Raw genomic sequence first — 25,907 nt, 5'->3', positions numbered from 1 at the left:
CGGATCTAAGTCGTTGTGAGAAAAACAAAACGCGTCACCATTAAAGACATCGCGGAGCTGGCGGGTGTGTCAAAAGCCACCGCCAGCCTGGTCCTGAACGGTCGCAGCAAAGAGCTTCGCGTGGCGGAAGAGACGCGCGAGCGCGTGCTGGCAATTGCAAAAGAGCACCACTATCAGCCCAGCATTCACGCCCGGTCGCTGCGCGATAACCGCAGCCACACCATTGGTCTGGTGGTTCCTGAGATCACCAACTACGGTTTTGCCGTCTTTTCTCACGAGCTGGAAACGCTGTGTCGCGAGGCGGGCGTTCAGCTGCTGATCTCCTGCAGCGATGAAAACCCGGGGCAGGAGACGGTGGTGGTGAACAACATGGTGGCGCGTCAGGTGGACGGGCTGATTGTGGCCTCCAGCATGCTCAACGACGCGGACTACCATAAGCTGAGCGAGCAACTGCCGGTGGTTCTGTTTGACCGCCACATCAACGACAGCGCGCTGCCGCTGGTGATCACCGATTCCATTACCCCGACGACCGAACTGGTGGCCGACATTGCACGCCAGCATCCTGATGAGTTCTACTTTCTCGGCGGCCAGCCCCGCCTGTCGCCCACGCGCGACCGCCTGGAAGGCTTTAAGCAAGGGCTGCGTGAGGCCGGTGTGGCGCTGCGGCCCGAGTGGATCATTCACGGCAACTATCATCCGAGCTCCGGATACGAGATGTTTGCTGAACTCTGCGCCCGCCTGGGGCGTCCGCCGAAAGCGCTCTTCGCCGCCGCCTGCGGGCTGCTGGAAGGGGTGCTGCGCTATATGGGCCAACATAACCTGCTGCAAAGCGATATCAGGTTAGCCAGTTTTGACGATCACTATCTCTATGATTCGCTGACGATCCCGGTGGATACCATTCGCCAGGACAACCGCCAGCTGGCGTGGCACTGCTTTGATTTGATTAGCAAATTAATCGAAGGGGAGACGCCGCAGCCGTTGCAGCGCAAGCTCAATGCCACCCTGCAGCGACGCTATAAGTCAGCGAAATAGCCCGGTTCGATACTTCAGTAACTTTAATTAATTTAAGTTTTGGAATGGCCGATAACCATAAGGAATAATTCTCCTTGAGGTATTGGTTTATGTCGTTGAAAAAGTCGTCCCTGATTGTCCTGTTCTCGCTGCTTTTCTTCTTTGTTGTCAGCACCGTCACCAGCGTTGGCCTCATCATTAAAAGTAATAATTCGCTGGATAACGTCAACAAAGAGATCCAGGTTGTGCTGTCCATTATTGACCCTATTAACCACAGCCGTACGCTGCGCGTGCGGGTGATGGAGTATGTGAAGATGGTGGAAGCGGGCAACGCGGCGGACGGCGCTGCAAAGCTTACCACCGTGAAAGAGGCGCTGACCAAAGCGGATCACGCCTTTGCGGCCTTTATGGCGTCGCCGCGCCTGAGCGATGAAGCGCCGCTGGTCACTGCCTATCAGGACGCCTGGCAAAACTACCGCAACCAGGGGCTGGCGCCGCTGATCGACGCCGCCGAGGCGCACGATGTTGCCAAATTCAACGCGCTGATCCCGGAAGTCTCCCGCCTCGACCGCCAGTACGAGATCGTTCTCGACCAGGTGCTTTCCGTCCACCAGAAATACGCCAAAAGCCTGAACGAAGATGCCAGCAGTAACTTCGTCTCTGGCCTGGCGATCATTGCCGCTATCGCAAGCCTGTTTGTGGTGGTGATTGTCGCCGTCAGCCTGCTGATGAAGCGCTTTGTCTTTGCGCCAGTTAACCTGGCGCGCGAGCACTGCAGTCAGATTGCGGCAGGCAAGCTGGACATTCCGGTGCCGGTGAAGGGGAGTACAGGCAACGAAATCGACCATCTGATGGGCTCGATGGAGCAGATGCGTCAGGCGCTACTGGCGACTATCGCCCAGGTGCGCGATGCGAGTCATACCGTGACGCACGCCGCCCAGGAGATTGCCTCCGGGAATATCGACCTGGCGTCACGCACCGAGCAGCAGGCTTCCGCGTTGACCCAGACGGCAGCGAGCATGGAAGAGCTGAGCGCGACGGTGGCGAACAATACCGATAATGTGTATCAGGCCGGGAAGCTGGTGCAGGACGCGGTGAAAAATGCCCACACCGGTGAAGCGGTAACCCGCGAAGTCATCGACACGATGAATACCATCGCGGCGAACTCGAAGCGCATTGAAGACATCACCAGCGTGATTAACAGCATCGCCTTCCAGACCAACATTCTGGCACTGAACGCGGCGGTTGAAGCGGCGCGCGCCGGTACGCAGGGACGCGGCTTTGCGGTCGTAGCCAGCGAAGTGCGCACTCTGGCGCAGAAAAGCGCGGTGGCGGCGAAAGATATCGAAAGCCTGATCGCGCAGTCGGTTTCCAGCGTGAAAAACGGTGCGGAGCTGGTAAGCCGCTCGGGGGAGGTGATTGACTCGATCATTTCGTCGGTGAATAAAGTAAATACGCTGATGGAGCAGATCTCCGTCGCCTCCGAAGAGCAGAGCCGCGGGATCAGTCAGGTCGGGCAGGCGGTGACCGAGATGGACGGCGTGACCCAGCAGAACGCCGCGCTGGTGCAGCAGTCCGCTGCGGCAGCGGCCTCGCTGGAAGAGCAGGCGCAGCAGCTTTCACGGAGTATTTCGAGTTTTAGGTTGCCGGTGCAGGCTTGATGGTATGAGGGGAGGCCCCTGGCGAGGGCCTTTATAGTAGCTAGCATGTCAAGAAAAATGGGTTACACAAGACTTCATATTTAGCTACTAACAAAAAGAAAATGTTTCGCTAAAGTGCGTGTCTAATATGTTCATGATGATGAAAAGTTAGAAAATTAGGGTTTAAGTTCTGGTGTGAGTTAGAGTAGTTTGTTGTGGTGCAAAATTTTGCATATTAATGATTTTCATGCAATTGAATTTATTTGTCATAACTATGAAAACTGCAGGCGTTATAATTTAAATAAAAAAATATCATTTTATTTTTATAAAAATTTCTAATGTTGTTGGTTTTATTTTTTTTAACAAGGTGTTTGCCGAGGCATTAAATTTGAAAGAATGCAAGGTATTGTTAGTTATATCCTTGCCAGTTCTAAAAAATAAAACTGGTAAGGATGTGCGGAAATACACTGAATTTAATCACTAACAAATATCAGTTGAATGATGCGTATTTATCAGAAATTAATTTCATGGTTCTTTCTAATCCCTGATAAACTGTCGCGTCAGTAATGTTTAATGTCGCTAAGTCTTTTAAAATCCCACTTTTGTTTTTGATATTTATCCTCTCAACTTTAAAGTTGTGAGGGGAGTCAGGTAGTGTATCTGGTGCTATGTCAGGAAAGACAGCGTTATTTCCAAATAATAAGAAAGCACCAGACTGAGAAGATATTCTTTCGTTGTTTACGCGGCTTTTAACAAAGATTATTTTTTCCAAATCGTTTGGGGAAATTCCATTCTGGAAATAAGCCTTTTCATCTTTGATATAATGCACTAATTTCCTGCATGCTTCGGAGTTATTGAAATCGATTTTATCTAAATTGCAATCAAGTTTATCTTTTAATTCCTGAGAAAGCATGGATAAATTGGAAATACAACTTACTGTATCGGAATCGAAGAATTTAATATCTTTTCTCAATGTTTTGAATATTATTATTTGACCGGCAATTTCTTTCCCTTCATTGTCGAGTTTAGTTTCATTACAAGCAAAGTAAAGAGCCATCAAAGGGTTAGATGTTATATCAAGTAACCGGGTTGGTAATCCATAGTGTTGCATCCTAACAAGTTTATCCAGCATGGTTCTATCAGCCATAAATTCCGATGGCCTTGCACTTAATGCTTCTCGAACTAAGCTTGCTTCTGAATGAAGGAATTTATAATTTCCATTTTCATTTTTCCTGAAGATCGATGGGGCTAAGTCATATGAGGCGTCAGAATGCCCGCGATAAAAAACCTCTTCGTGATCTAAAAAATGGACATTAAGCACTCTATCGATAAAGTCTTTCAAAGTACTAATGTTTGCGGTTGCGTTTTCTTCTGTGGGGAATTCTACAGAGTCCACATGTTGGTAAGGAGATGTTTCGATATTGAATAGCTCTATTATATCTTCAATATCTTTGGTTTTTACTGCCCAATGAGTTCTGTGTAAGCCAAACGAACCTAGATCTAATTCTTTTTCAATTAGTTCTTTATTTATTATTATTACTTGATTGTATTCGTTTTCTATTTCAAAGTGAAATAAAATCTCTTTTCCTTTTATTCGGATGTCAGATATTTTTCCCGTGCGGATATCAACATACAACTCGGATGAACCATCTGGTTGATAGGCTTCCGTCATAAAAACCACAGGTAATTGTTCTAAGAAAGAAAATACTTTACTGTTTAAAGGCTGCAATTTTTTGCGTATTTCGTCGGTTGTACCTTCAAACAGTCGGGATAAGAGGAAAGAAAAGTCGCCACTTTTCTGGTTGAAAGGTATCCAGTAATCATAAAAACCTGGGGTCCCTCCCATGATCAAATTTATCATTTTTTGCCTTCGCTTTGTTGGTCTTTTGAATAACAAGTATTATGCTTATTTCATATTGGAAAGCACAATGCTCAAAAAGAAATTTTGTGAAATACTTCAAAATATAGATTTTATATACTTAAAATTAGCTTATGGGATAAAGCATAAGCATCGAGCCCATATCCTTAGAGTTATCACCAACCATCAAGAAATGCATAACAGTGTGCATCGAAAGAAATTAACTGTGCTTATTTTATTAATATTTAAAATCATCATTCGAAGTGATTTAACTTAATGATGCAATCTTAATATCATCCTGTTTCTAGTTTGGAACGATAAAGTGTCTGAAACTCAGAGTCCTTGCTGATTACTCATCACGATATACAGTGTCTCTACGTTGGTGCTAATCTTTACTGCATCAATCATTTACATAATGTAACCCGTAAACGCGCATTTTTTCTTTTAACTTACTCTTAATTCACGATCCTTTACAGAAAGGGGCATTTTACGCCCCTGTAATTATAATTTGTTGATTTTAACTTTGTCGCCAATTTTAACATTTCGTAAGGGTTTTATTTTTCTTGCTTCTTCCGAAACAATTTTACTTGCTGGTAAGTTATTGTTTAGACCAAAAGCCCATCGGTTACCTGAGTTGTTTCTATATATATACTCTGCAGTAACAGGAGATTTTGTAATTTCCTCTGAAATTAAGGTTGTTATTTTTTCTTGTATATGCAGGGGTCTAACTCGCCCTTTTATTATTTCCAATGTACCCAAATTCTCCCCAGTTTCAGGATCAATTACTTCATTTCCTAATTCAAAAATTATAAATCTATGATGCTCTTGTACCCCATGTGCCCAGCCTTTATTAAGAACGAATTGCGTATGGTCATCATAAACTAAAGCGATGACGCCAATATATTCAGTGCTCATAAATCAACTCCTGCATTCGTTAATAAGTCATATGGGATATTTGGTCTAACAATAAGACTAGAAAACCCTTTTTGTTGTAGGAGTTGCATTTTTTCCTCGGATAAAAAGGATTTGATGATTTTTATTTGTATTATTTTTTCTTGCACATGAAATACGTGGGCCGCAAAGGCTGGTCTTTCCATCTCTTCATTTACAAAATAAACCCCTATTATTATGTTATTAGCGAAGGCTTCATTTCTTCTTATTAATAATATTCCTTCTTCGTCAGGAAGACCAATTGGATGTTCAAAAGGAAGTGGTCTCTTCTTGTTGAATTCTCTTTCTGAGTTAATAATTATTTTTATTAACACTACTGTAATAGTTGCAAACACCCAAGTTAAAAAAATGAACCATTTAATTGAAAGTGAACTTGATGTGTTTATAAACATAGTAACAATTGCAGAAAGGAAGCCGGCAGCACCAAATGCTACTGATGAAAAACTAGGCAATAATGATTTAAGATTCACCTTTCCCTCGCCATTCTGCGGTACGAAATACTATTCATGTATAGAACGTTTGAACTATTTCATAAAACCAAGCACATCCTATCATACTGCATATAAATGAGCATCTTTTCAATCTTTCATCTTGAACAGACACTTAACGAAATCTTACTCGTGGTCCGTAACCCTATCCGCACTAGGCTAAATTTTCATGATCATAGAGGATTCAAGTACCAGTAGGACAGACTCAAGTCTACTCTCTGTGGTTAGTATGGCAGGATGCTACGTTAAAAAACATAGGCGTGGCGCGACGAAAACGTGCGCAGGGGCTTGGTTGATATGCTGGCCATAAAGGACAGCGGAACCGATCTTCTTGGTATGCGAAAATTTTTTACGATTATTTTGGGTTACGAGTACGAAATATACCTTCACCCCAGCAATATTTCACTCCCTCATCCGTCTACCTCATCACACGCCATAATCAGTTAGTATAAACGAGGTAAACACCATGAGAGATTTTGAACTGCACGGCAGAGGTCACGGGCGTGGATTTGGTCGCCACCGTATGGGCAAGGGCTTAGTCATCGGCGCGGTGATTTTCATCGTGCTCGGCCTGCTGGTGATGTCCCTGTGGAACGCCTTGCTCCCGGCGATCCTGGGCGTGAAGGCCATCGGATTCTGGCAGGCGCTGGGCATTCTGGTGCTGAGCCGCATTCTGTTTGGCGGGTTAGGTTTCCGCCCCGGAATGTTTGGCGCGCACCGCCGGATGCACGAGCGCTGGATGAACATGACGCCCGAACAGCGTGAGGCGTTTATTCAGCAGCGTCGCGAAGGGTTTGGTCGCCACGGACGCGGCCACTGCGGCTGGCACGGTCATCGTGACGATAAGCGCGATGACGCCACGCCAAAAGCGCCGGACGCGGAGTGAGCGAGATGAAAGCCGGGGAGGCGGGCGGATCCATGCTGATGTCGGCGCTCAATGCCTGCCGCGCCCGGCTGAAAGCCTTCATTCGCGGACGGTCGTCCGTGCGCGATGATGCCGACGACATTTTGCAGGAAGTGACGTATCAGCTGATGAAAGTGGAGCAGCCGGTCGAAAACGTCGCCGCCTGGCTGTTCCGCGCGGCGCGTAACGAAATGACCGACCGGGCGCGTAAAAAGCGCGAGGTGTCGCTCTCCAGCTATTTTACGGGCGAAGATGACGACGGTTATCCGGAAGACGAGCTGGCCGAAACCCTGTTCGGCGTACCGCACACGCCGGAGGAGGAGTACCTCAAGACGCTGCTGTGGGAAGAGCTGGGGCAGGCGCTGTCTGAACTTCCACAGCCGCAGCGGGAGGCGTTTGAAAAGACCGAGCTCCACGGCTACAGCATTAAGATGCTGGCAGAGGAGACCGGCGCCAGCGAACAGGCGCTGTTATCCCGCAAGCACAAGGCGGTGCTGTTTCTCCGCACGCGGCTGCGGGACGTCTATGACGCGCTGACGGGCGAATAGCGGCGACAGACAAAACCTTACACTTCCGGCACTTGTAGATTCATCACTATCGTTTATGATCGGGGCGTCTTGTCACTCTGGAATGTTATGCGCAACCGTCAGCTCCTCGGAAAATGGCTTTTGATTATCACCTGTCTCGCGATGGCGCTTTGCCTCGTGCAGCGTGCGGTGATGCTTAACCATTTTTTACAGGGACTGGATCCGCAGATTTCGCTGAGTGCAGATGCCCCGGCTCAAACCAGCACCACTGAACAACCCGGCCCGTCGCCGTGTCAGCTCGGCGCGCACTCGCTGCTTTGCGCCCAGCCGCTGTTCTTCGACGGTGCATTACCGGCCATTATTATCTTCTTCGCGCTGCTGCAGCTGTTGACGCAAGGGCGGGCACTGGCTCCGGCGGAACAGCCCATTCAGGCACCGCCTCCCCGAATACACCTGAAAAACTGCGTTTTCCGTGAATGAAAAACATCGTCACCACACGATAATTTTTCACTGTTCACGGAGTACAACATGGTTAACCTCTTCAGGGGATTCGTCTTCCTGTGGCTGTCCTGCATCGGCATTGTCCATGCGGCAGACACCGGCTGGCTGGTCTCCCCACAAAACGATCACGCCCGCATCCGCTTTCAGGCGGAGAGGGAACAAACGCATGTTAAAGGCCTGCTCACCGTTGAGCTAAAGCCCGGCTGGAAAACCTACTGGCGATCGCCGGGCGAGGGCGGCGTGGCGCCGAAAATCAGCTGGCCGGAAGGCGTAACGGACAGCTGGTCCTGGCCGGTGCCGTCGCGCTTTGATATCTCCGGCATGACCACGCAGGGCTATCACGATAAGGTGACGATCCCGATTACGCTCGACGGAGCGAAGGGCGACACGCTCGACGGGACGCTGACGCTCTCTACGTGCAGCAACGTCTGCCTGCTGACGGACTACCCGCTGCACCTCGATTTTACCCAGCCGGTGGATGAGGGCTTCCGTAGCGCCTTCGGGCAAGCGATGCGCGCCGTGCCGGGCACGTCTGGCGTATCCACGGATCTCTCCGCCTGGCTCGCTGGCGACAAGCTGGTGATTACCGGCACGACGGACGGGAAGTGGGACAATCCGGGGATCTACTTTGACCCGCTGGAGGGCGATATTCTGCCCGGCGAGCCGGTCATTAAACATGACGGCACTACGCTTCGGGTGACGGTACCCGTGACCGACGAATGGGGCGATAAGCCCGCTTCGCTGGAAGGCAAAAGGCTGTCGTTTGTGCTGACCAACGGCGATCGGGCGCAGCAAACCACCATGACCGTTGGGACAACGCCCGAAGAGACCTCCGTACCGGACGGGACGGGAAAAATGGTGCTCTTTGCCCTGCTGGGCGGGCTGATCCTGAACCTGATGCCCTGCGTATTGCCGGTGATGGGCATGAAGCTTAACAGCATCCTGCTGGCGGGATCGAACAGCCGCGCCATCAGGCTGCGCTTTCTGGCCACCAGCGCCGGGATCCTCACCTCCTTTATGCTGCTGGCCGTGATGGTCACCGCGCTGAAGCTGGCCGGAGCGTCGCTGGGGTGGGGCATTCAGTTCCAGAACCCGTGGTTTATCGGCCTGATGGTCGCCGTGACCTTCCTGTTTGCGCTGAACCTGTTTGGGACGTTTGAAATGCTGCTGCCTTCTTCTGCCGCAGGACGGCTGGCGACGGCAGGGGGATCGGGGATCGGCGGCAGCTTCTGCGAAGGAATGTTCGCCACGCTGCTGGCGACGCCGTGCTCCGCACCGTTCCTCGGTACCGCGGTCGCCTTTGCCCTTGGCGCGCCGCTGCACGCCCTGTGGCTGATCTTCCTGATGCTCGGTGTGGGCATGAGTCTGCCGTGGCTGTTCGTTGCCCTGGTACCGAAAACGGCCATGCTGCTGCCGAAACCCGGCCGCTGGATGAACACGCTCAGGGTCATCCTCGGCATGATGATGCTGGCCTCCAGTCTCTGGCTGGCAACGCTGTTGAGCGCGCATCTGGGCGAGGCGGTCAGCCAGATCGTGATGCTGGCGTTGACTGCCGCTGCGCTGGTGCTGTTCGCGCTGAAGGGGCAAAAATCTTCGCTCTTGTTCTGGCTGGTGGTCATCGCGCTGTCGGCGTTCGGCGGGTATCAGCTGCGCGGTCTGCTTAACGCGCCGTCTGACGCTCCGGCACAAAGCGTTGCGCAAACCGTCCCGTGGCAGCCGCTCAGTGAAGAGGCCATTGAGCAGGCGCTGGCGCAGGGGAAGCGAGTGTTTGTGGATATCTCGGCGGACTGGTGCGTGACCTGCAAAGTTAACGAGCACCGCGTACTCAGTCAGCCGGACGTGATTGCCGCGCTGCGCCAGCCGGACGTGGTGGCCCTGCGCGGAGACTGGAGCCAGCCGTCCGCGTTTATCGCGGATTTTCTGGCGAAGCGAAACCGCTACGCCATTCCGTTTAACGCGGTGTATGGCCCCGGCCTGCCTGATGGCGAAATCCTCTCGCCGCTGCTGGACAAGCGCACCCTGGTCACCACCCTGAACAACGCAAAAGGCTAACTGTGTCATGAAAAAATTCCTTATTACGCTGCTGCTCCTGCTGCCCCCGGTTCAGGTGTTTGCTGCCCAGCCGCTGACGCCGGACCAGGAGCAGCGCGCGCAGAAGATGATCGCTGATTTCCTGTTTAACGATCCAAACTCCCCGCGCATCGGCGCAAAAAACCCAAAGCTCACCCTGGTGGTGTTTACCGACTACAACTGCCCGTACTGTAAAAAATTCGATCCGTACCTGGAGAAGATTGTCGAAAAACATCCGGACGTGGCGGTGGTCTTTAAGTTTTTACCTTTCCGCTCGGAAAGTTCGCTGACCGCCGCACGAGACGCGTTAACCGTCTGGCGTGCGCATCCTGAGCAGTTTATGAAGCTGAACCACACCCTGATGGCGAAAAAGGGGTACCACGATGACGCCAGCATTCAGGAGGCGCAAAAGCGGGCGGGCGTGAGCGTGACGACGCCGGACGAGGAGAGTTTTCTGACGATCAGGCGCAGCCTCATTGTGGCGGAAAAAATGGGGATCCAGGGCACGCCCGCCACGCTTATCGGCGAGGGGCTGCTTCCCGGCTGGGTGCCGTTCGAACAATTCGACGAAATGGTCAGTGACGCACTGAAAAACCGCTAACCTGAAGGGGGCGAAATGCCCCCGACAAACCGGAGAGGGAAATGAAAAAATTACTGTTACTTTCGGCGCTGGCGACGTCAGGGCTGGTACAGGCGGCTGAAGCCATACCGGATGTGGTGAAGCACTTCAGCGAGCAGCAGAACATCAAGATCATCAAGAAGCTGGATGCGCCGGGCGGCGCGCCAGCCTGGCTGGGGCAGTATCAGGATATGGGCGTGACGCTCTTTCTTACGCCGGACGGCAAGCACGTGATCTCAGGTTATCTTTATGATGACAAAGGGAAGAACCTCAGCGAGGGCTATTTCCAGAAAGAGATCTACGCCCCAATGGGACGTGAAATGTGGAAGAACCTGAATGTGGCGCATCCCCTGAAAGAAGGGGCGGATAACGCCCCGCGTAAGGTCTTTGTCTTTGCCGATCCGTTCTGTCCGTACTGCAAGCAGTTCTGGTCCGAGGCGCAGCCGTGGGTGAAGGCCGGTAAGGTGCAGCTCAATACGCTGCTGGTGGCGTTCCTCAACCCCAACAGCGGACGCAACGCCGCCGCCATTCTGAATGCGAAAGATCCGGTTGCGGCCTGGCGCGAATACGAGCTCTCCGGCGGCAAAAAATTGCCCAAGCCTGAAGGCGAGGCTTCCCGCGAAACGGTTGAGATCCTACAGAAACATCAGGCGTTGATGGACAGCCTGGGCGCTAACGCCACGCCGGCTATTTATTATCTGAATGCGGAAAACGAGCTGCAGCAGGTGGTGGGGATGCCGGATGCGCAGCAGCTCGAGGCGATGTTCGGGCCGAAGCCGTAAAAAAAACAGGCAGAAACGGGCGTTTCTGCCTGCTCGTTACTTAGCTACCCCAGCGTCCACGGAGGTAGTTTACCGCCTGCTGGGTCTGCGGCTGGTTCAGGTAATCTTCCCGGAACAGGATGGTGCCGTTGACGTTGGGCAGCGAATCGTTGAGATCGAGCTGCTTTTTCAACTCCGGCACGCCGCCCTGAACCGTCCAGTCCGGCTCGTTTCTCGACGGCTCGCCTACCTTGTAGAACGCAATGCCGATATACAGGCGCGTGTGGGTCGGCTTCACGACGTCGGCCCACCATCTGGTCAGCACGTCGTAGCGCGCGGCATCACGCGCGAAGGGCCAGTAAATCTGCGGCGCGATGTAGTCCAGCAGGCCCTGCTGCACCCACTGACGCGTATCGGCGAAGGATTCATCATAGGCCGCGGCGCCCCGTGTGTCGGAGCCTGCCGGGTCAAAGGAGCGGTTACGCCATACCCCCGCCGGGCTGACGCCAAACTCAACGTCGGGCTTTGTCTGCTTGATTGCGCGGGAGACCTGGACGATCAGCTGCTGCGTGTTGTGCCTTCGCCAGTCGGCTTTTGAGGCAAAACCCTGGCCGTACTGCCGCCAGGTCTGTGAATCATTCAGCGCGGAGCCCGGCGATTCGGCATAGAAGTAATCATCAAACTGCACGCCGTCTACCGGGTAGTTCGCCACCACTTCGGTGACCACTTTGGTTATCCAGTCCCGCACCTCGGGAATGCCAGGGTCAAGCACAAAGCGGTCGCCTGAGATGCGCACCCACTCCGGATGCTGAACATAGACGCTGGACGGGGTCTGATAGGCGGTCCGGTTCAGGGCGGTGATAGTAGACGGTTTGGTGTTGGTCGACACGCGATAGGGGTTGAACCAGGCATGGACTTTCATGCCGCGCTTGTGCGCTTCATCGAGCATAAACTGCAGCGGGTCGTATCCCGGATATTCCCCGATGTTGCCCGTCAGCATATCCGACCACGGGAGAATCTTTGATGACCAGAGGGCCGTGCTGTCCGGCTTCACCTGGAAAAAGACCGTGTTGATGCCGAGGTGCTTAAGGTTGTCGAGCTTTGCGATCAGCGCCTGCTTTTGCATCGCGATGCGCTGGTCCGCGCTGCGGCCATTCACCGAGGCCACCGGGGGCCAGTCGAGACGCGAGACGGTCGCCAGCCAGATGCCGCGCATCGGCTGGTTTGCCTGCGGCGTCGGTTTGCTGACGGTGGGGAGAGGGGTAACCAGCGATTTCGGTGGTTTTGAGGAGCAGCTCACAAGTAAAAGCGCGCAGGCAGCCAGCGCACCGATCCGTTTTACGTGTCGCGTCATTTGCGTATTAGCTCTTGATAATCCGACTGTTGGCCCAGGGATTAAAGGAGGGCGCCGCCTGCGCTGTATTTCCCTCATCGTTGAGAGAGTCCAGATACAGGGCTTCCACTTCCGCACGCGCCCATGGGGTGCGGCGCAGAAATTTCAGGCTCGATTTAACGCTGGGGTCTTTTCTGAAACAGTTAATTTTGATGCGGTCGCCCAACTCGCTCCAGCCATATTTCGCCACCAGGGCGTTGACCATCATCTCCAGCGTTACGCCATGCAAAGGATCTTTGGAAATATGTGCAGTCATAGGCGTCCGGTTATCTCGATTTTTAGGGGATTGGGGTAAACGCTGAAAGGGTACAAGAAAGCAGGGGAAGCGGCAATTTTCCTTTTCCCCTCGCTCACTTTATGACGGACTCCGTGCGCTGATTTTCGCCGACAATTTTTCCCGCACTGTTTTTTATCGTAAACCGAATCGACACGTCATCCTGGCCCGCGGGCGTAGCCGTGACCGCTTTTACCATCGTTCCCGAGTCTGCTGCGATCGTCATCGTCGTCGTGCCTTTTGCCAGCACCTTATCGCGCTGGGTGATACGCCAGGTCAGACGGCATTCGCGGCACGGTTTCCAGGTGTCGTTGATGGCCCACAGACGCACGGTCGCCACCGCCCCGGATTGCCACTGCGCGGTGACCGGCTCAATGGACGGCAGAACAGGCTGGTACGCACGTTGTAACGCGTAAAACCCGGCTTTAGGCTTACGCAGGTAGTCCACCACGCCCCAGTTGATGGAGGGCCAGGTTTCCACGAACATGAAGTGGAACAGGGCCGTCACCGGTTGGTATCGCTGTCGGCGATAGCTTTCTGCCGCCGTGGCCACCAGCTGAGACTGGTACGCCTGAGTATTGCGAATCATCGCCTGAATGTTCTTCCCGCGCGGAATACCGGCAAACTTAAAGGTCTGGAAGGGCTGAAAATTATGGTATTTCCAGACGGTCCAGCCGGGATCGTCAGCGGCGGTCGTTTTTGGCCAGAGCGACGCCGCCGGGATGATGGTTTTTAGCGTCGATAAGCGGGGAAGCGCCTGCGCGCCGAACTCGGTAATGATCCCCGTTTTAGCCGGTGCAAGCAGGTCGCGCAGGGTGCCGAAGTACCAGCCCGCCCAGTAATGCTCCTCGACGGCGGAAAAGCGATGCACGATGCGCGAAGTATCTTCGGCAAGCGTATCCGCTACCTGCTGCGTGAGCTCGCGATTCAGATCTTTATTCCAGTCCGGGAAGCGTTTTTCCATCCACGGCGAATTCCACGGCGGTTCGTTATGGCCGCCCCAGACGATGATGGCGGGCGAATTGCCAAACTGTTCGATCATCTCCCGCGTCTGGCGAACCGCATTTTCCGTGAAAGCCGCACTGTTGTTGTAGCCCCACTGCAGCGGAACATCCTGCCAGATCATCATGCCCATCTCATCGGCCACGTCATACAACGCACGTCCGGCAACGTGTCCGTGCACGCGTATGGCGTTGGCGTTCATGGCCTCCACCAGACGAAGATCGCGACGGTATTTTTCTCGCGTCATGGTGCTGAGCCAGGGGGAACCGATGTAATTACTGCCCTTAATGAAAAGGCGTTTGTCGTTAATGAGCCAGCCCTTATTGTCGGGCTGCTCGACGATCTTACGCAGCCCGGTGCGGGTGACCGCCGTATCCATCAGGCCGTTTTCATCGCGTAATGCCACGCGAATGGTATACAGGTGCTGTTTCCCCGTGCCGACGGGCCACCACAGTTTTGCCTTCGGCATGGGCAGCGTCACCTGCACGGAATGGGCGCCGCTTTCGAGGGTAACCGGAAAATCAGCCTGATAGCGCTTGCCGCTGAAATTGGCGGGCGTGGCGGTGAGCCGTACGGTCGCCGGGCCCGGATCGAGCGCGCGATAGCGAATCTCCGCCTTTAACGCCGGGCGAGTCAGCCCCTGCGTCCAGTCGGGCCGCAGGATGGTCTCATCAAGGGTAGCGCCCCGGCTAAGATGCAGCCTGACCGGTGCCCAGATGCCGCCTGAGTTAGCGTCCTGTCCTTGCGGCGACCAGGCCCCACCGGGACGCGTGTCATGCTGGTTAAGGATCCCCTTCATAAGCGTTTTATGCAGCGGCCAGACCTTAGTGGGATCTTCGTAAGGGCTGTCGACCCTGACCACGAGCTGGTTGTGACGTTGTAACGCTGAGCGGGCATCCAGCGAAAATCGCTGAAAATAGCCCTCATGCTTGCCCAGCGGCTGGCCGTTCAGCGTCACCTCTGCAAGATAATCGACGCCGTCAAACACCAGAGTACTCATTACGTCGGGGGGCTGCACGGGCAGGGAAAACGCGTGCTTATACCACAGCGCGCCCTGGTGATCGTACCCGGCGCTGTACCAGTTGGCAGGAACCTGAAGCGGGCGCCAGCCTGATGCGGCAGGATGTACGCTGTCATTGGCATCCTGAACCTGCCATTCACCTGCCAGAGACCAGCTGACCGGCACGGAGTTCGCCACCGTGTGGGTGGTCAACAGGGCAAAGAGCAGTGCGCAGTTGCGAGTCATCATGCGTTTACCCCGCGTGCGGTGAGCCACGCCATCAGGCGCAGCGATTCCTGGCGAAGGTTGTCATTCAGGGCCGCAAGCTGTTGCCCATCCAGCGCATGCGCATCGCTTTCCAGCACCTGCAGCTGCTGTGCGAGCGTGCTGAAGTCCAGGGTGACGGCCTCTCCGCGCAGCTTGTGGGCCGCGCGGCGCAGCGCCTCGCGGTCGTTGCTGTCGATCGCCTGGGTAATGGTTTTGATTGCTTCATTTAGCCCTTCGCCAAACAGGGCCAGCAGCTCCTGCACCAGGGCGGGATCGTCAGCGCACTGCTTCAGCAGGCGTGCTTCATCCGGAAAAGCGGAGGTGTCTTCGTGGTGCTGGAGTACGCGGGCAATCTCTTCAGCGAGACGCTCCTGGCTGATGGGTTTGGCAATGTAGCCGTCGAAACCCATGTTAAGACAGCGCTCTTTGTCCCCCTGCATGGCGTGTGCGGTCATGGCGACGGTGGGCTGAGCCGGGCCGGGGCGGGACCGTTCTTCTTCACGCAGCAGGCGAATGGCGGTTTCTCCGTCCATCTCTGGCATCTGAAGGTCGATCAGCAAAACGTCCCACGTATCCTCGCGCCAGCGTTCAAGCAGCGTGACGCCGTTATCGACGATCTGACAGGTGTGTCCGAGCCGCTCGAGCAGGCGCGCGGCGACCTTCTGGTTGACCAGATTATCTTCAGCCAGCAGGATCCGCAGTCCCGTAGCCCCTGGCGAGGCGACAGGCGCGGGGATGTTTTCACCCACGGGCCCCGGCGAACGTTCAAACGCGGCGGCAATCGCCTGATGTAATTCATCCTGGGCGATAGGCTTATGCAGATAGGTCTTGATCCCGATCCGCTTCAGCATATTGATATCAAAATGTCGGCTCATGGAGCTCAGCATAATGATATGGCTCTCAGCAACCTGCGGCAGAACCGAAAGCTCAAGGGCCAGCGACACGCCGTCCATATCCGGCATCTGCGCGTCCAGCAGGATCAGTGGCCAAGCCGTTCCCGTTTTAACCCGGTTGATGGCCTCGCTGGCGTTGTTAACACAGGTGGGTTTCAGCCCCATCTGGCTGAGCATCGCGGCCAGCAGCCGTAGGTTGGTCGCGTTATCATCAACCACCAGCACGGGTTCCCCGTTAAAGCGCTGGCTATGTGGGCGCTCTCCGGGCGCAAGGGGCTGCGCCGCCAGCGGCAGCGAGAACGAAAATTCGCTGCCTTTTCCCGGTTCGCTGGAGACCGTTAATTCGCCCCCCATCGCCGCAACCAGTCTTGCCGAGATGGTTAGCCCGAGCCCCGTACCGCCGTAGCGGCGGGTGGTTGAGTTATCCGCCTGGCTGAAGGCTTCAAAAATAGCCTTCTGCTTATCTGCCGGTATGCCAATGCCGCTGTCGCGCACGCGAAAACGCCATCTGCCCGCGCTATCGTCGGGCTCAACAACCAGGATCACTTCTCCCTGATGGGTAAACTTCAACGCGTTACCCAGCAGATTGGTCAGGATCTGGCGCAGACGCGCGCCGTCGACCAGCAGCACGTCGGGGACGTCGGGCGCAATATCAACCAGCAGCTCAATGCCTTTTTCGCTCGCCCCCGGCATGTGTGGGCGAATAAGCGACTGAATAAATGTGCGCACAGGCACGGGGTCCGCCTCCAGCTCCACTTTGCCGGCTTCAATTCGGGAAAAATCGAGAATGTCGTTGATGATATGCAGCAGAGACTGGGCAGAGCTCATCACCAGGGTCAGATAATCGCGCTGATCGGCACTGAGAGACGTATCCAGGCACAGCTGGGTCATGCCAATAATGCCGTTCATCGGGGTGCGAATTTCATGGCTCATATTCGCCAGGAACGCGCTTTTTGCCTCATTGGCTTTTTGTGCCTCAATGGCCGAGGCGAACGCCTGAATTTCAGCCTCTTTGCGCCGCGTAATATCCTGCAGCGTGCCAATCACGCGCTCGGCGTTTCCCTCAATGGAGAGGGTGACCACCTGGCCGGAGAGCAGCATCCAGCGCAGACCTTCGGTAGGGTGATGTACGCGAATTTCACATTCAAAGACCGGACGGTGATCCTGCTTCGAAGCGTGCAGCGCCTTGCGTAGCGCTGCGCGATCGTCCTCGTGGACCTGATTGAGGAGAAAACGCACCGGATATCGCCACTGTGTGCGCGACTGGCCCAGCATGGCAAGCAGGGTGTCGTTCACCTGGAGCGTGTCGCCGGAAACCTGCCAGTCCCAGATCCCGATATGGATGGATTCCGCCGTCAGCAGAAAGTCGTCATGCAGCTGGTGGCGCGCCCGCTGCGCTTCATCCAGCTCCGTGATATCGCTGTGCAGGCTGACAATGCCGCCGTCCGCAAGCCGCTGATGCTGGACGAAGATCCGCCGCTGGCCGGCCTGCCGCACTTCGCAGTGTTTATTCTGTCGACAGTTGCGCACGATCGACTCGCGCAGCGTCTGGCGCAGGCCGGGGTCGACGTTGTAAACGGCATCGATAAAGCGTTCCGCCAGCGCCTCAAGTGTCGTTCCCACCTTCAGCCACGGGGTTATGACCGGATAAAACAGGGCCACGTTGTGATTCCAGGCCTGAAGGCGTTCCTCGCGGTCATAAATCATGACGGCGGCTGGCAGTGCGTTAAGATCGTACGTGAACGAACTCATCGTGATCCTCCCTACGCGCGGTAGTGCAGTTCTGCCTGTCGGCGCAGATATTCCAGCCCGGGCGCGATCGCCATGGCCCAGGCCGTCAGGATCTCATCGTCGCACTGCGGATCGCGCTCGCTCACCGCGTTCAACATCGCTTCGCGCCACAGGGCAAAGAATCGCGGGGGGAGGTGGAGGCCGTCGTCGCTTTGCTCCCGCGCCAGGCGCTCGAGGAAATCAGGGACAATCAGGGCGCCGTCTACCGCAAGCATGGCGAAGAAACTTTTAAACAGGGTCTGCTGACCCTCCCGATCCGGCAGACGAGAAAAATGCGCTTCCGTTTCGGGTGACATGTGGACGAAGGCGTCATAGAACGTCTGAAAAAACGCGGTTTTTTCATTATTCGGAAAGACGCGGTTCAGGCTGGATTCAAACAGATCGCGATAAAACTTCACGGCGTCCTCCTTATGGTGCTTTCGCCCGGCAGACAGTGGCCGACAGGCGTGTATTCCTCTGCCAGACGGCGTGAAAAATAGCTCTCTTTCTTCGACCGACGAACGTCAAACAGCGGCCCGGCGTTGTGTTTAAAGAAAAGGGCTTCCAGAACCGTGGCATTGGTTGAGAGGGTTAAGGCAGCGTTGGTATCGCCCGTGGCTTCCTGACGGCCTTCGTACCAGCCTTTCTGCGGATCGTTAAGGTGTTTTGTGACCGTCATCAGCACGTCGGTGTACGGAGTGTCCCACAGGGCCCACAGGGCAAAAACCGCCTTGGTCGATACCTGCGCGAAACGGGTGTAGTCCCGGCCATCGTCTCCGACCGAGTTCCAGGCATAGCCATTTCCCCAGACCGTATCCTGGATATGCCAGGGCGCCTGAGAGAGCGAGAAATCTGCTCTGGCCGTCAGGATCTTATCGGTCTCCCAGCGGCTCTTCTGGCTCAGCCAGACGTTTTCGGCCTGCTTGCGCAGGTGCTTTTGCCGATCGGCCGCAACGCCTTCGGGCTCCCAGCCAAACTCCAGACCCGGCAGCATATAGGGAAGGGTGGTAATCAGGGAGGGCTGCCACGTGGTGCGCGGATCCCGGGCATCAACGGCCAGACGCCGCTGGGCGATGATGACGTGGTGCGCCGGGGGCGTAAACGCTTTCTCCGGGGAAAACCCCCACAGCTGAAACGCCGTCGCGGCATATTCGCTCTCGCCCAGGCGCAGCTCCTCGCGCACCACCGGCTGGCCGTTTTGCAGGGAAGATGACCACAGTTCACCTTCGTCGTCGATGACCGGACAGAAATTCCAGCGCAGGATGATTTTATCGAGGTATTCGCTGTACTGCGGTTCCCGCTCTGCGGTAAGGCGCAGGGCGAGCATCAGACGCGCCATATCGCGCGCGGACCAGCCGTTTTTGCTGGGCTTGCCGCTAAAATCGACGGGCGTCGCCGTCTGGCTGGAATAGAGTCGGCCCGGCGTCCGGGCATCGGTCAGCATCAGACGGTTAAGGGTGCCCATGATACGGGTTAAGCGAGCGTCATACTCGGCATCATCAATTAGCCCCAGCTCTTTTGCCGCCAGCAGGGCAATAAGCGTATCGCCCATTTGCCAGAGCGTGACGCGAGGCTGTTTGTCGCTCCCGTTGACCAGGCCCGTTTGCGGCTGGGTATTATTGACGAAATAGCGCCAGGCGATCGCCGCCCACGTCTGCTCCTCCGGCGTCAGGGCGGCAATACGCGCGCTGGAGTGCCATCCGCCATGGATGAGCCAGCGCCAGCCTGCGCCCTGATGGCCAAACAGGGCAAAGACGATCGCGCCTGCGAGGAGTAATCCCGCGAGCCCTCTGGCTAAGGTTTTAAGCATTGCGCAGTCACCGGAGGCAGTTTAACGGGCTCGTCCGCGCTGCATGACGCGCACTGACAGGCCTGACAGGCGGGTTTGGTACGCTGCGTGACGCCGGTCCGGTCGCACCAGCTTTTTACGGCCGGTGTGCTGGTCAGGAACGGGCGACTGCGCAGCGCGTTGTTCTCTTCAAACTGATCGAGCAGCTTTTGATCCCACAGCGACGGCGCAAAATCCTTGCTCTTCGGGTTGTCGGTGTTGAAGGCTAGCAGTTTTCCCTCTTTTTTGAACAACAGGGCCTCCAGCATGATGCCGTTATTGTTCGCGGTGAACTCTTTGATCGGGCCGTCACCGTTTTCATACAGCCCTTCGTAGTAGCCTTTTCCCTCTTCGTTGGCATTCTCAATGGTATTCAGCAGGCGGTCGGTATAAGGGGAGTTCCACAGCACCCACATGCCCAGCGCCGCCTTCAGCGAAATCGCGGCAGCGTTAGGGACGAACTGGCCCTTATCGGTAATGGTGTTCCAGTTGTATCCGTCGCTGAAGACGGTGTCATAGACGAAATAAGGCGCCTTATCGAGCTGGTGCTCGGAGCGCGCGGTGAGGACGCCGGTAATGGTATAGCGGTTCTCCTGAGCCTGATAAACGCGGTCAGCAAAGTTTTTCATCCACGTCAGGGAGTAGTCGCGCGGGGCGTTATCCCGGTCGGTCGGTTTATCAAAGCCGAACTCCAGCCCGTAGAGCAGGTAGGATTCCGTCACCACGTAGTTATGCTGCGACGTGTTGCGCGGATCGCGCGTATCGTACGGGACCAGCACGCAGTAGATTTCGGCCAGCTCGTAAGGCTGCGGACGGCTGGCTTTACAGGTATTAAACCCCCACAGCTGGAAACCGGCCGCGCCGTACTCTTCATAGCCCAGCCGACCTTCCTGAACATATTTCGGCTGGCCGTTCTCCAGATAGGCCCCATACAGCGTGCCGCAGGGGTCGATCGCATGGCTGAAATCCCAGCCGAGCACCACGTTATCAATACTGTTGCCGTATTCCGGGTAACGTTCTTTGATGATTTTCAGCCAGACCAGCATTCGCCCGATATCCAGCGCCGAGAAGCCAATTTCGCCGGGCTTGTTGGTGTAGTCCACTTTCTGACCGCTGATGGTGTTATAGGCTTTATTGGGGAGCTCGTTGCGGAACAGTACCAGGGTGTTTAACGTGGCGAGGAATTTCAGCATCCGGCGGTCAAATTCCGCTTTATCAATGATCCCCAGCTCGCGCGCCGCCGTCAGGGCGGCCAGATAGGAGGCGCTGTCCCACATGGTGGTGGAGGGATATTTGTTGACCGCATTCACCAGGCCCGTCGTGGGCTGATAGTTGGAGACGAAATACTGCCAGGCGTTTTTCGCGATGGTCATCTCCCGGGCGGTCAGCTCGCCGCTGCGCGGGGAGTAACCTGATGCAGGCAGCTCGGTATCCGCACGCACGGTCGATAACGCCAGCCAGCAGATCGTTATTCCCGTGAGCAGGTGAAAAAGGATCGGGGATCGTGGCTTCATGGCGTTGCTCCTGCTGAGGGGGAAGTGTAGAGGCAGGCCAGACAGAGCATCTGACCATGCGCGATGTAAGACAGACTTTCCAGCACAATGGCATTGGTATCGGCGTCCACGACGGCATTGACGCTGTTGTTGAGATTTAACCCGCGCTGCCAGCCTTTACCCGGCACCTGAAGGGCCAGAACCTGCTGGCGCAGCGCTTCGCTCCAGCTGTTGCGGAACAGGGCATACCAGGCAAACGCGGTGCGGGTGGAGGTAATCGCCACTTTCTCTGGCACCTCGTCGCGCAGATTGCGCGCCTGAACCGGCTGCCTGTCCGGCAGATCGTTAACGTAATCCGGCGCCGGTTCGGCATAATCCGTGCTGACCGGCGGTTTTGGGCTGCGCAGGCTATGGCGCCGCTGCTGGATTTGCATAATCCGCCACGCGATTTCAGCGCTCTGCGCATCAAAGCCCAGCTCAAGACCGGTTAACAGATAGGGGAGACTGATCAGGGAGGTTTGCTTGCCCCATGGCGTGCGTAGTCCCTCATCGGGCACCATCACGCCATCCAGATCGATCATCTTTTGCCCTTCAGGGGGGTTGGTCACCGCGAGGCCTGCCGCGCTGTCAATCAGGCGCAGCGTATGGCTGGCATAGAGACGGTAGCCAAAGCTGTCCCGCTGTTCGTCATCAGTCAGCGTCCAGTGATGGAGTGGAACGGCCGCCTGACTTTGAACGTTATTTTCAATCAGTGCGCCGGTGTTCCAGAGGCTAAACAGATCGTGGATAGCCGCCGCGTGCTGAGGATAGCGCCACAGGAGGGTCTGAAGCGCCGTCAGCAGGCGGCTCAGCCCAATTGCCGAGGCGTCGGGTTTGCCGAGGATCTTCAGGGTGTCCGCATGGTAATACGCGGCAGGGAGGCCTTGCTTGTTGAGCGGCAACTGCCCCAGCGTGAACAGGGCCGTGCCGACCCTCTCGTCGAATTCATCGGCGGAAATAATGTTGAGCTGCTCTGCGGCAGCGGTCGCAAACAGGTAGCTCCCTACGCTCCAGAGGCTCAGCCACGGCTCGCCGTCGCTGGCGTTCGCCAGACCGTTTGGCTGGGTATTATTCACGTAGTATTGCCAGGCGACGCGCGCCCAGATGGCTTCGTCATAGGTCAGCGCGCGTTTCGCAGGCAGCGGCGGGAAGTCTTTACTGAGCGCGATGCCGCCGCTGCTTTCCACGCGCGTGGGCATCTGTTTCTCCACCCAGACCACAATGGCAAAGCCGAGCAGGAAGCCGAGCAAAATGGTGAGGTAGCTGCGCGCGGGCAGCAGGGCATCACGTATCCTCATTGGGTGACCTCATCCTCTTCAGCGGGCGTCCACATGGCCGCGAAAATCAGCGGCAGCATGGCGGCGATGTTCACCCCTCCCCAGAAAATATTGATGACGTAGCCGGAGGGGTCGTCCACCTGTCCACGCGCCACCTGGATACCGCCCCAGATAAGCCCTGCGAGGGTCAGCACTACGATGGCAATCTGCGGCTTCACCAGGTAGAGAAAACGGCCCGTCTGCCGCTCTTTTGGCGTGACGTGAAATTTAATCTGCTCGCCGCGCAGCACCGTATTGAGCGCGCGCAGGTTCATGGAAAAGAAGGAGAGGTAAGAGGCCCTGCCGTCCCAGGCCGAGATCCCCCACGTACCGAACATAAAGGCCAGTTCGGAGAAAATAAAAAACGGAAGAAAATGCAGATAGAACGGCGTCGACCAGGCGGACACCGGCGGAATGCCGGTAAACAGATAGATAATGGGCGAAATCAAAAACACCGTGTTCCACACGCAGGCCATGTACGACCAGAAGGTGGTGGCATACATCAGCGTCTGGGGGAGGGAAAGCCTGAAGCGGCGACGGCTGAAGATGTTGTCATGAAACAAAATATCCAGCGAACCGGCGGCGTACTTAAAACGCTGGATCATCCAGGTCAGCATATCCTGCGGAGAGAGCATCTTCGACTCCACCCGCGGATGCATAACCGAGCGCCAGCGTCGTGCGGCGTCACCGTGCAGCAGCACCGAGGTGTAAATATCTTCCGAGACGTGGAATTTGTAGGGGGTAAGCTCGGTGTCAAACGCCACGTGCGGACGCATTGCATTCTGCAGCGCGTCCCGCGTTTCGTCATCGCGGATGTCGCGGGTATGTCGATGGATCTCCTCTTCGACGGACCAGACATAGCTTCTCAGCGCGGCCTGCATGACCGCCTCGCGACGGTGAATGGACGCCGCGCCGCAGCAGAAAGCCGCGTTCGCCCAGTTGCGCCGCCGCAGGATCACGTCATAGAACATGCGCGGATCGTTAAAAAACGGGTCGCGGCCTATCGTGACCGGGCCAACACACTTTTGAATCAGCCAGCCCAGACCGTAGCCCACTTTTCCGGCTTTTCGCTGGCCCCAGCGAGACAGGTTTTCTCCTTCCGGAAGATCGAAGAACCACTGCGGCGTCTGTACCCAGGCCACGTCCGGATCGCGAAAATAACCCAGCGTATGGCTGAGCAGGGTGGGAAATACGCGGGTATCGGCGTCGCAGATAACAATAAAATCGCCGTCGGTTTGCTCAAGGCCGTTGCGCAGGTTGCCGGCCTTAAAGCCGATGTTGGTCTGGCGAGTAATATAGTTAACGCCTTCCTCTTCACAGACGGCTTTCATCTCCGGGCGGCGGCCGTCATCAAGCACGTGGATGCGGTAGTCAATCGGGAACGGGTACGCCATCTTCAGGGCATCGCGAATGGATAGCCTGACCAGCTCGGTGTCTTCCGAGTAGGTGGCAATGAACAAATCCACTTTTACAGGACGAGGTTCTACGACCTCCTCAGGTGACAGACATTCGTTAATTTCGCCGGGCGGCGGACTCTGAGGAGGATCCTGTTCTTTCCACAAATTGATGGTAAACAGCACGGTGCCAATCCACGCCATGGTTTCGGCGAGGACCAGCGGAATGGCATACCATAATGCGTCAGTATTCAGGGAGGCGGTCCAGCGCCAGTAAATATAATTGGCACCCAGAATAAGCGCCGCGACCGCTAACACCTGCCAGGTCATCATTACCCAACGCGGTGTTGTTAACGGCTCCGGAGGACGACGATGTTCAAAACGGGAAAAATAAAAATCCATAGTTCCGGCGTTCCTGATTCCGTGAAAATGCAGACCCATTCTGCTGCGCAGACAGTTGCCCAAAAGCGAAAGAAAATAGCGATTAAACAAGATTTAAGATAAGTGTAGAACGCCGAATAAAAGTGTCCAGCGTCGTTTTTATTAATATGTAGCGGTGGTTAATTCAGCTTAAATTCTGCTTAATGATGTTTCATCGGCCGTCGATATATTGCGGTTACTATTCCTTTAGACTATCTACTTTATTTAGACCTTAATTTTCGTTTTCAGGCAAAGGACACCCTATGAGCCATGTTGCGCCGTCGGTAGCGCAAGAAGATGACGCTAAATCAACAGCATGGCGTTATGCCGTAGCAGGTGCCAGGGACCTGAGAATTGACTTTATGCGCGGCATAGCCCTCGTCATGATGGTCGTGGCGCATACGGAGGTCATGTCGGTATTTAATATATTCTCCTGGGAACGTTTTGGGCTAACAACCGGTGCAGAAGGCTTTGTCATTCTCTCGGGGTTTATGCTTGGCATGCTGAATCGCGCGCGTCTGCAAAAAGTGGTTTTACTCACGGTTTCCTGGGGGCTTTATCTCAGGGCGTGGAAAATATATCGCGTAAATATCATTATCATAGTGTCATTTATTCTCCTGGCCTATATCCCACATATTAATGTGTTCGAGGTCACCCATTTTACCGACCGTTTTTCGGGTCAAAGCTGGTCGCTTTATCCTGTTACGCCGCAAATTAAAGAGACCTGGTTCAACATTATTCTCTATTTGCAGATCGGCCCCCATCAGACGCAGATTCTGGGGCTGTATATCTTCTTGCTGCTACTCAGCCCGCTATTTTTGGGGATGCTGCAGAAAGGGAAAGTCTGGTGGCTGCTGGGGCTGTCGCTGCTGGTGTACAGCCTGTGGCAGCGGTGGCCGCTTCGGCTGACGCCGTCGGAGTTCGAATTTGCCTTCCCGCTGCTGGCCTGGCAGTTCATCTTTGTGCTGGGGATGGCCAGCGGCTGGTATAAAGCCGAACTGCTCTCTTTCGCCCGGACGCCTCCGGGGAAAGGGGTGGTAGTGGCGCTGGTCATGGTGTCGCTGGTGCTGGGGTTTGTTGCCCAGAACCATACCAACCCGTTTATGCCGCCCGCGCTACTTATGCACGTCATCCCGCCTGACAGCTTCAATACGTTTTATCACACCTGGGCGGCGAAGAACGGGCTGGGCCCGGTGAGGGTGCTAAACGATATCGCCCTGATGGTTACCGTCTACCTGGTGCTGACGTTTTGCTGGACGCCGCTCAACCGCCTGCTGGGATGGTTCCTGATCCCGCTAGGCCAGCACTCGCTCTATACCTTTATTTTGCATGTGTACGTGGTGCTGCTGGTGAGCCAGTTCATTACCTTCGATTTATGGCGTCACGCCTGGATAGAGAACACGTTAGTGCATGCGGCGGCACTGGGTATTTTGTGGCTGATGGCAAAATACGACGTCGGCGCACGCTGGATACCTAACTAAGGATGGC

Annotated in this window: 21 protein-coding genes; 9 read left to right on the top strand and 12 right to left on the bottom strand. The window is 55.2% G+C overall.

Going from position 1 to position 25,907, the window contains the following annotated elements; translation table 11 throughout:
- Positions 1 to 15: 15 nt before the first annotated feature.
- Positions 16 to 1,032, top strand: a complete 1,017-nt coding sequence (locus tag V1572_RS14645) for a LacI family DNA-binding transcriptional regulator (RefSeq protein ID WP_023344186.1) — start codon at positions 16 to 18, stop codon at positions 1,030 to 1,032.
- An 89-nt stretch (positions 1,033 to 1,121) separates the two neighbouring features.
- Complete coding sequence (locus V1572_RS14640; RefSeq protein ID WP_395299310.1) at positions 1,122 to 2,672, top strand: methyl-accepting chemotaxis protein; 1,551 nt, start codon at positions 1,122 to 1,124, stop codon at positions 2,670 to 2,672.
- Positions 2,673 to 3,141: 469 nt separating this feature from the next.
- Here the strand turns inward: V1572_RS14640 and V1572_RS14635 are convergent, their stop codons facing one another.
- The 3 genes from V1572_RS14635 to V1572_RS14625 form a co-directional block, all read right to left on the bottom strand.
- Positions 3,142 to 4,512, bottom strand: coding sequence for an FRG domain-containing protein (locus V1572_RS14635; RefSeq protein ID WP_395299309.1), 1,371 nt, complete (start codon positions 4,510 to 4,512; stop codon positions 3,142 to 3,144).
- Between the two features lie 498 nt (positions 4,513 to 5,010).
- Positions 5,011 to 5,424: a hypothetical protein gene (locus V1572_RS14630; protein WP_395299308.1), complete on the bottom strand. Its 414-nt coding sequence runs from the start codon at positions 5,422 to 5,424 to the stop codon at positions 5,011 to 5,013.
- Positions 5,421 to 5,930 (bottom strand): hypothetical protein, encoded by a 510-nt coding sequence (locus V1572_RS14625; RefSeq protein WP_179367252.1) that lies wholly within the window; start codon positions 5,928 to 5,930, stop codon positions 5,421 to 5,423. Before V1572_RS14625 ends, V1572_RS14630 begins: the two co-directional genes overlap by 4 nt.
- 484 nt (positions 5,931 to 6,414) lie before the next feature.
- Between V1572_RS14625 and V1572_RS14620 the strand changes: the two genes are divergently transcribed.
- The 6 genes from V1572_RS14620 (at position 6,415) to dsbG (ending at position 11,351) form a co-directional block, all read left to right on the top strand.
- Positions 6,415 to 6,834, top strand: coding sequence for a hypothetical protein (locus V1572_RS14620; RefSeq protein ID WP_023292366.1), 420 nt, complete (start codon positions 6,415 to 6,417; stop codon positions 6,832 to 6,834).
- 5 nt (positions 6,835 to 6,839) lie between these two features.
- Positions 6,840 to 7,400 (top strand): RNA polymerase sigma factor, encoded by a 561-nt coding sequence (locus V1572_RS14615; RefSeq protein ID WP_395299995.1) that lies wholly within the window; start codon positions 6,840 to 6,842, stop codon positions 7,398 to 7,400.
- A gap of 87 nt (positions 7,401 to 7,487) precedes the next feature.
- Positions 7,488 to 7,859, top strand: a complete 372-nt coding sequence (locus tag V1572_RS14610; RefSeq protein ID WP_395299307.1) for a hypothetical protein — start codon at positions 7,488 to 7,490, stop codon at positions 7,857 to 7,859.
- A gap of 48 nt (positions 7,860 to 7,907) precedes the next feature.
- On the top strand, positions 7,908 to 9,932 hold the full coding sequence (locus V1572_RS14605) for a protein-disulfide reductase DsbD family protein (RefSeq protein ID WP_395299306.1): 2,025 nt from the start codon (positions 7,908 to 7,910) through the stop codon (positions 9,930 to 9,932).
- Positions 9,933 to 9,939: 7 nt separating this feature from the next.
- Complete coding sequence (locus V1572_RS14600; RefSeq protein ID WP_395299305.1) at positions 9,940 to 10,551, top strand: DsbA family protein; 612 nt, start codon at positions 9,940 to 9,942, stop codon at positions 10,549 to 10,551.
- A 41-nt stretch (positions 10,552 to 10,592) separates the two neighbouring features.
- Positions 10,593 to 11,351 carry a thiol:disulfide interchange protein DsbG gene (gene dsbG / locus V1572_RS14595; RefSeq protein ID WP_395299304.1) on the top strand — a complete coding sequence of 253 codons (759 nt, stop codon included), beginning with the start codon at positions 10,593 to 10,595 and terminating at the stop codon, positions 11,349 to 11,351.
- Between the two features lie 40 nt (positions 11,352 to 11,391).
- On the opposite strand, the gene V1572_RS14590 is transcribed toward dsbG, so the two are convergent.
- From V1572_RS14590 to V1572_RS14550, 9 genes are all read right to left on the bottom strand, one after another.
- The gene (locus tag V1572_RS14590) at positions 11,392 to 12,684 is read right to left on the bottom strand and encodes a glycoside hydrolase family 10 protein (RefSeq protein ID WP_395299303.1); all 1,293 of its coding nucleotides are present in this window, start codon (positions 12,682 to 12,684) and stop codon (positions 11,392 to 11,394) included.
- Between the two features lie 7 nt (positions 12,685 to 12,691).
- Positions 12,692 to 12,979, bottom strand: a complete 288-nt coding sequence (locus tag V1572_RS14585; protein WP_395299302.1) for a VF530 family DNA-binding protein — start codon at positions 12,977 to 12,979, stop codon at positions 12,692 to 12,694.
- 94 nt (positions 12,980 to 13,073) lie between these two features.
- Positions 13,074 to 15,245, bottom strand: coding sequence for a glycosyl hydrolase 2 galactose-binding domain-containing protein (locus tag V1572_RS14580; RefSeq protein WP_395299994.1), 2,172 nt, complete (start codon positions 15,243 to 15,245; stop codon positions 13,074 to 13,076).
- Complete coding sequence (locus V1572_RS14575; RefSeq protein WP_395299301.1) at positions 15,245 to 17,911, bottom strand: response regulator; 2,667 nt, start codon at positions 17,909 to 17,911, stop codon at positions 15,245 to 15,247. The genes V1572_RS14580 and V1572_RS14575 overlap by 1 nt, the downstream gene beginning before the upstream one ends.
- 11 nt (positions 17,912 to 17,922) lie before the next feature.
- Positions 17,923 to 18,348: a globin gene (locus tag V1572_RS14570; protein ID WP_024909518.1), complete on the bottom strand. Its 426-nt coding sequence runs from the start codon at positions 18,346 to 18,348 to the stop codon at positions 17,923 to 17,925.
- Complete coding sequence (locus V1572_RS14565) at positions 18,345 to 19,739, bottom strand: DUF3131 domain-containing protein (protein WP_167210758.1); 1,395 nt, start codon at positions 19,737 to 19,739, stop codon at positions 18,345 to 18,347. The genes V1572_RS14570 and V1572_RS14565 overlap by 4 nt, the downstream gene beginning before the upstream one ends.
- Positions 19,724 to 21,271, bottom strand: a complete 1,548-nt coding sequence (locus V1572_RS14560; RefSeq protein ID WP_024909516.1) for a DUF3131 domain-containing protein — start codon at positions 21,269 to 21,271, stop codon at positions 19,724 to 19,726. Before V1572_RS14560 ends, V1572_RS14565 begins: the two co-directional genes overlap by 16 nt.
- Positions 21,268 to 22,587, bottom strand: coding sequence for a DUF3131 domain-containing protein (locus V1572_RS14555; RefSeq protein WP_069719201.1), 1,320 nt, complete (start codon positions 22,585 to 22,587; stop codon positions 21,268 to 21,270). The genes V1572_RS14560 and V1572_RS14555 overlap by 4 nt, the downstream gene beginning before the upstream one ends.
- Positions 22,584 to 24,401 carry a glycosyltransferase gene (locus tag V1572_RS14550; protein WP_395299300.1) on the bottom strand — a complete coding sequence of 606 codons (1,818 nt, stop codon included), beginning with the start codon at positions 24,399 to 24,401 and terminating at the stop codon, positions 22,584 to 22,586. The genes V1572_RS14555 and V1572_RS14550 overlap by 4 nt, the downstream gene beginning before the upstream one ends.
- Positions 24,402 to 24,682: 281 nt before the next feature.
- Between V1572_RS14550 and opgC the strand changes: the two genes are divergently transcribed.
- Complete coding sequence (gene opgC, locus V1572_RS14545) at positions 24,683 to 25,900, top strand: OpgC domain-containing protein (protein WP_395299299.1); 1,218 nt, start codon at positions 24,683 to 24,685, stop codon at positions 25,898 to 25,900.
- Positions 25,901 to 25,907: the final 7 nt, after the last annotated feature.

The sequence above is a fragment of the Enterobacter quasiroggenkampii genome (assembly GCF_043972695.1).
In the GTDB taxonomy this organism is placed as follows: domain Bacteria; phylum Pseudomonadota; class Gammaproteobacteria; order Enterobacterales; family Enterobacteriaceae; genus Enterobacter; species Enterobacter quasiroggenkampii.
The sequence above is the reverse complement of the archived record's forward strand: the minus strand, read 5'-3'. Positions and strand labels throughout refer to the sequence as shown.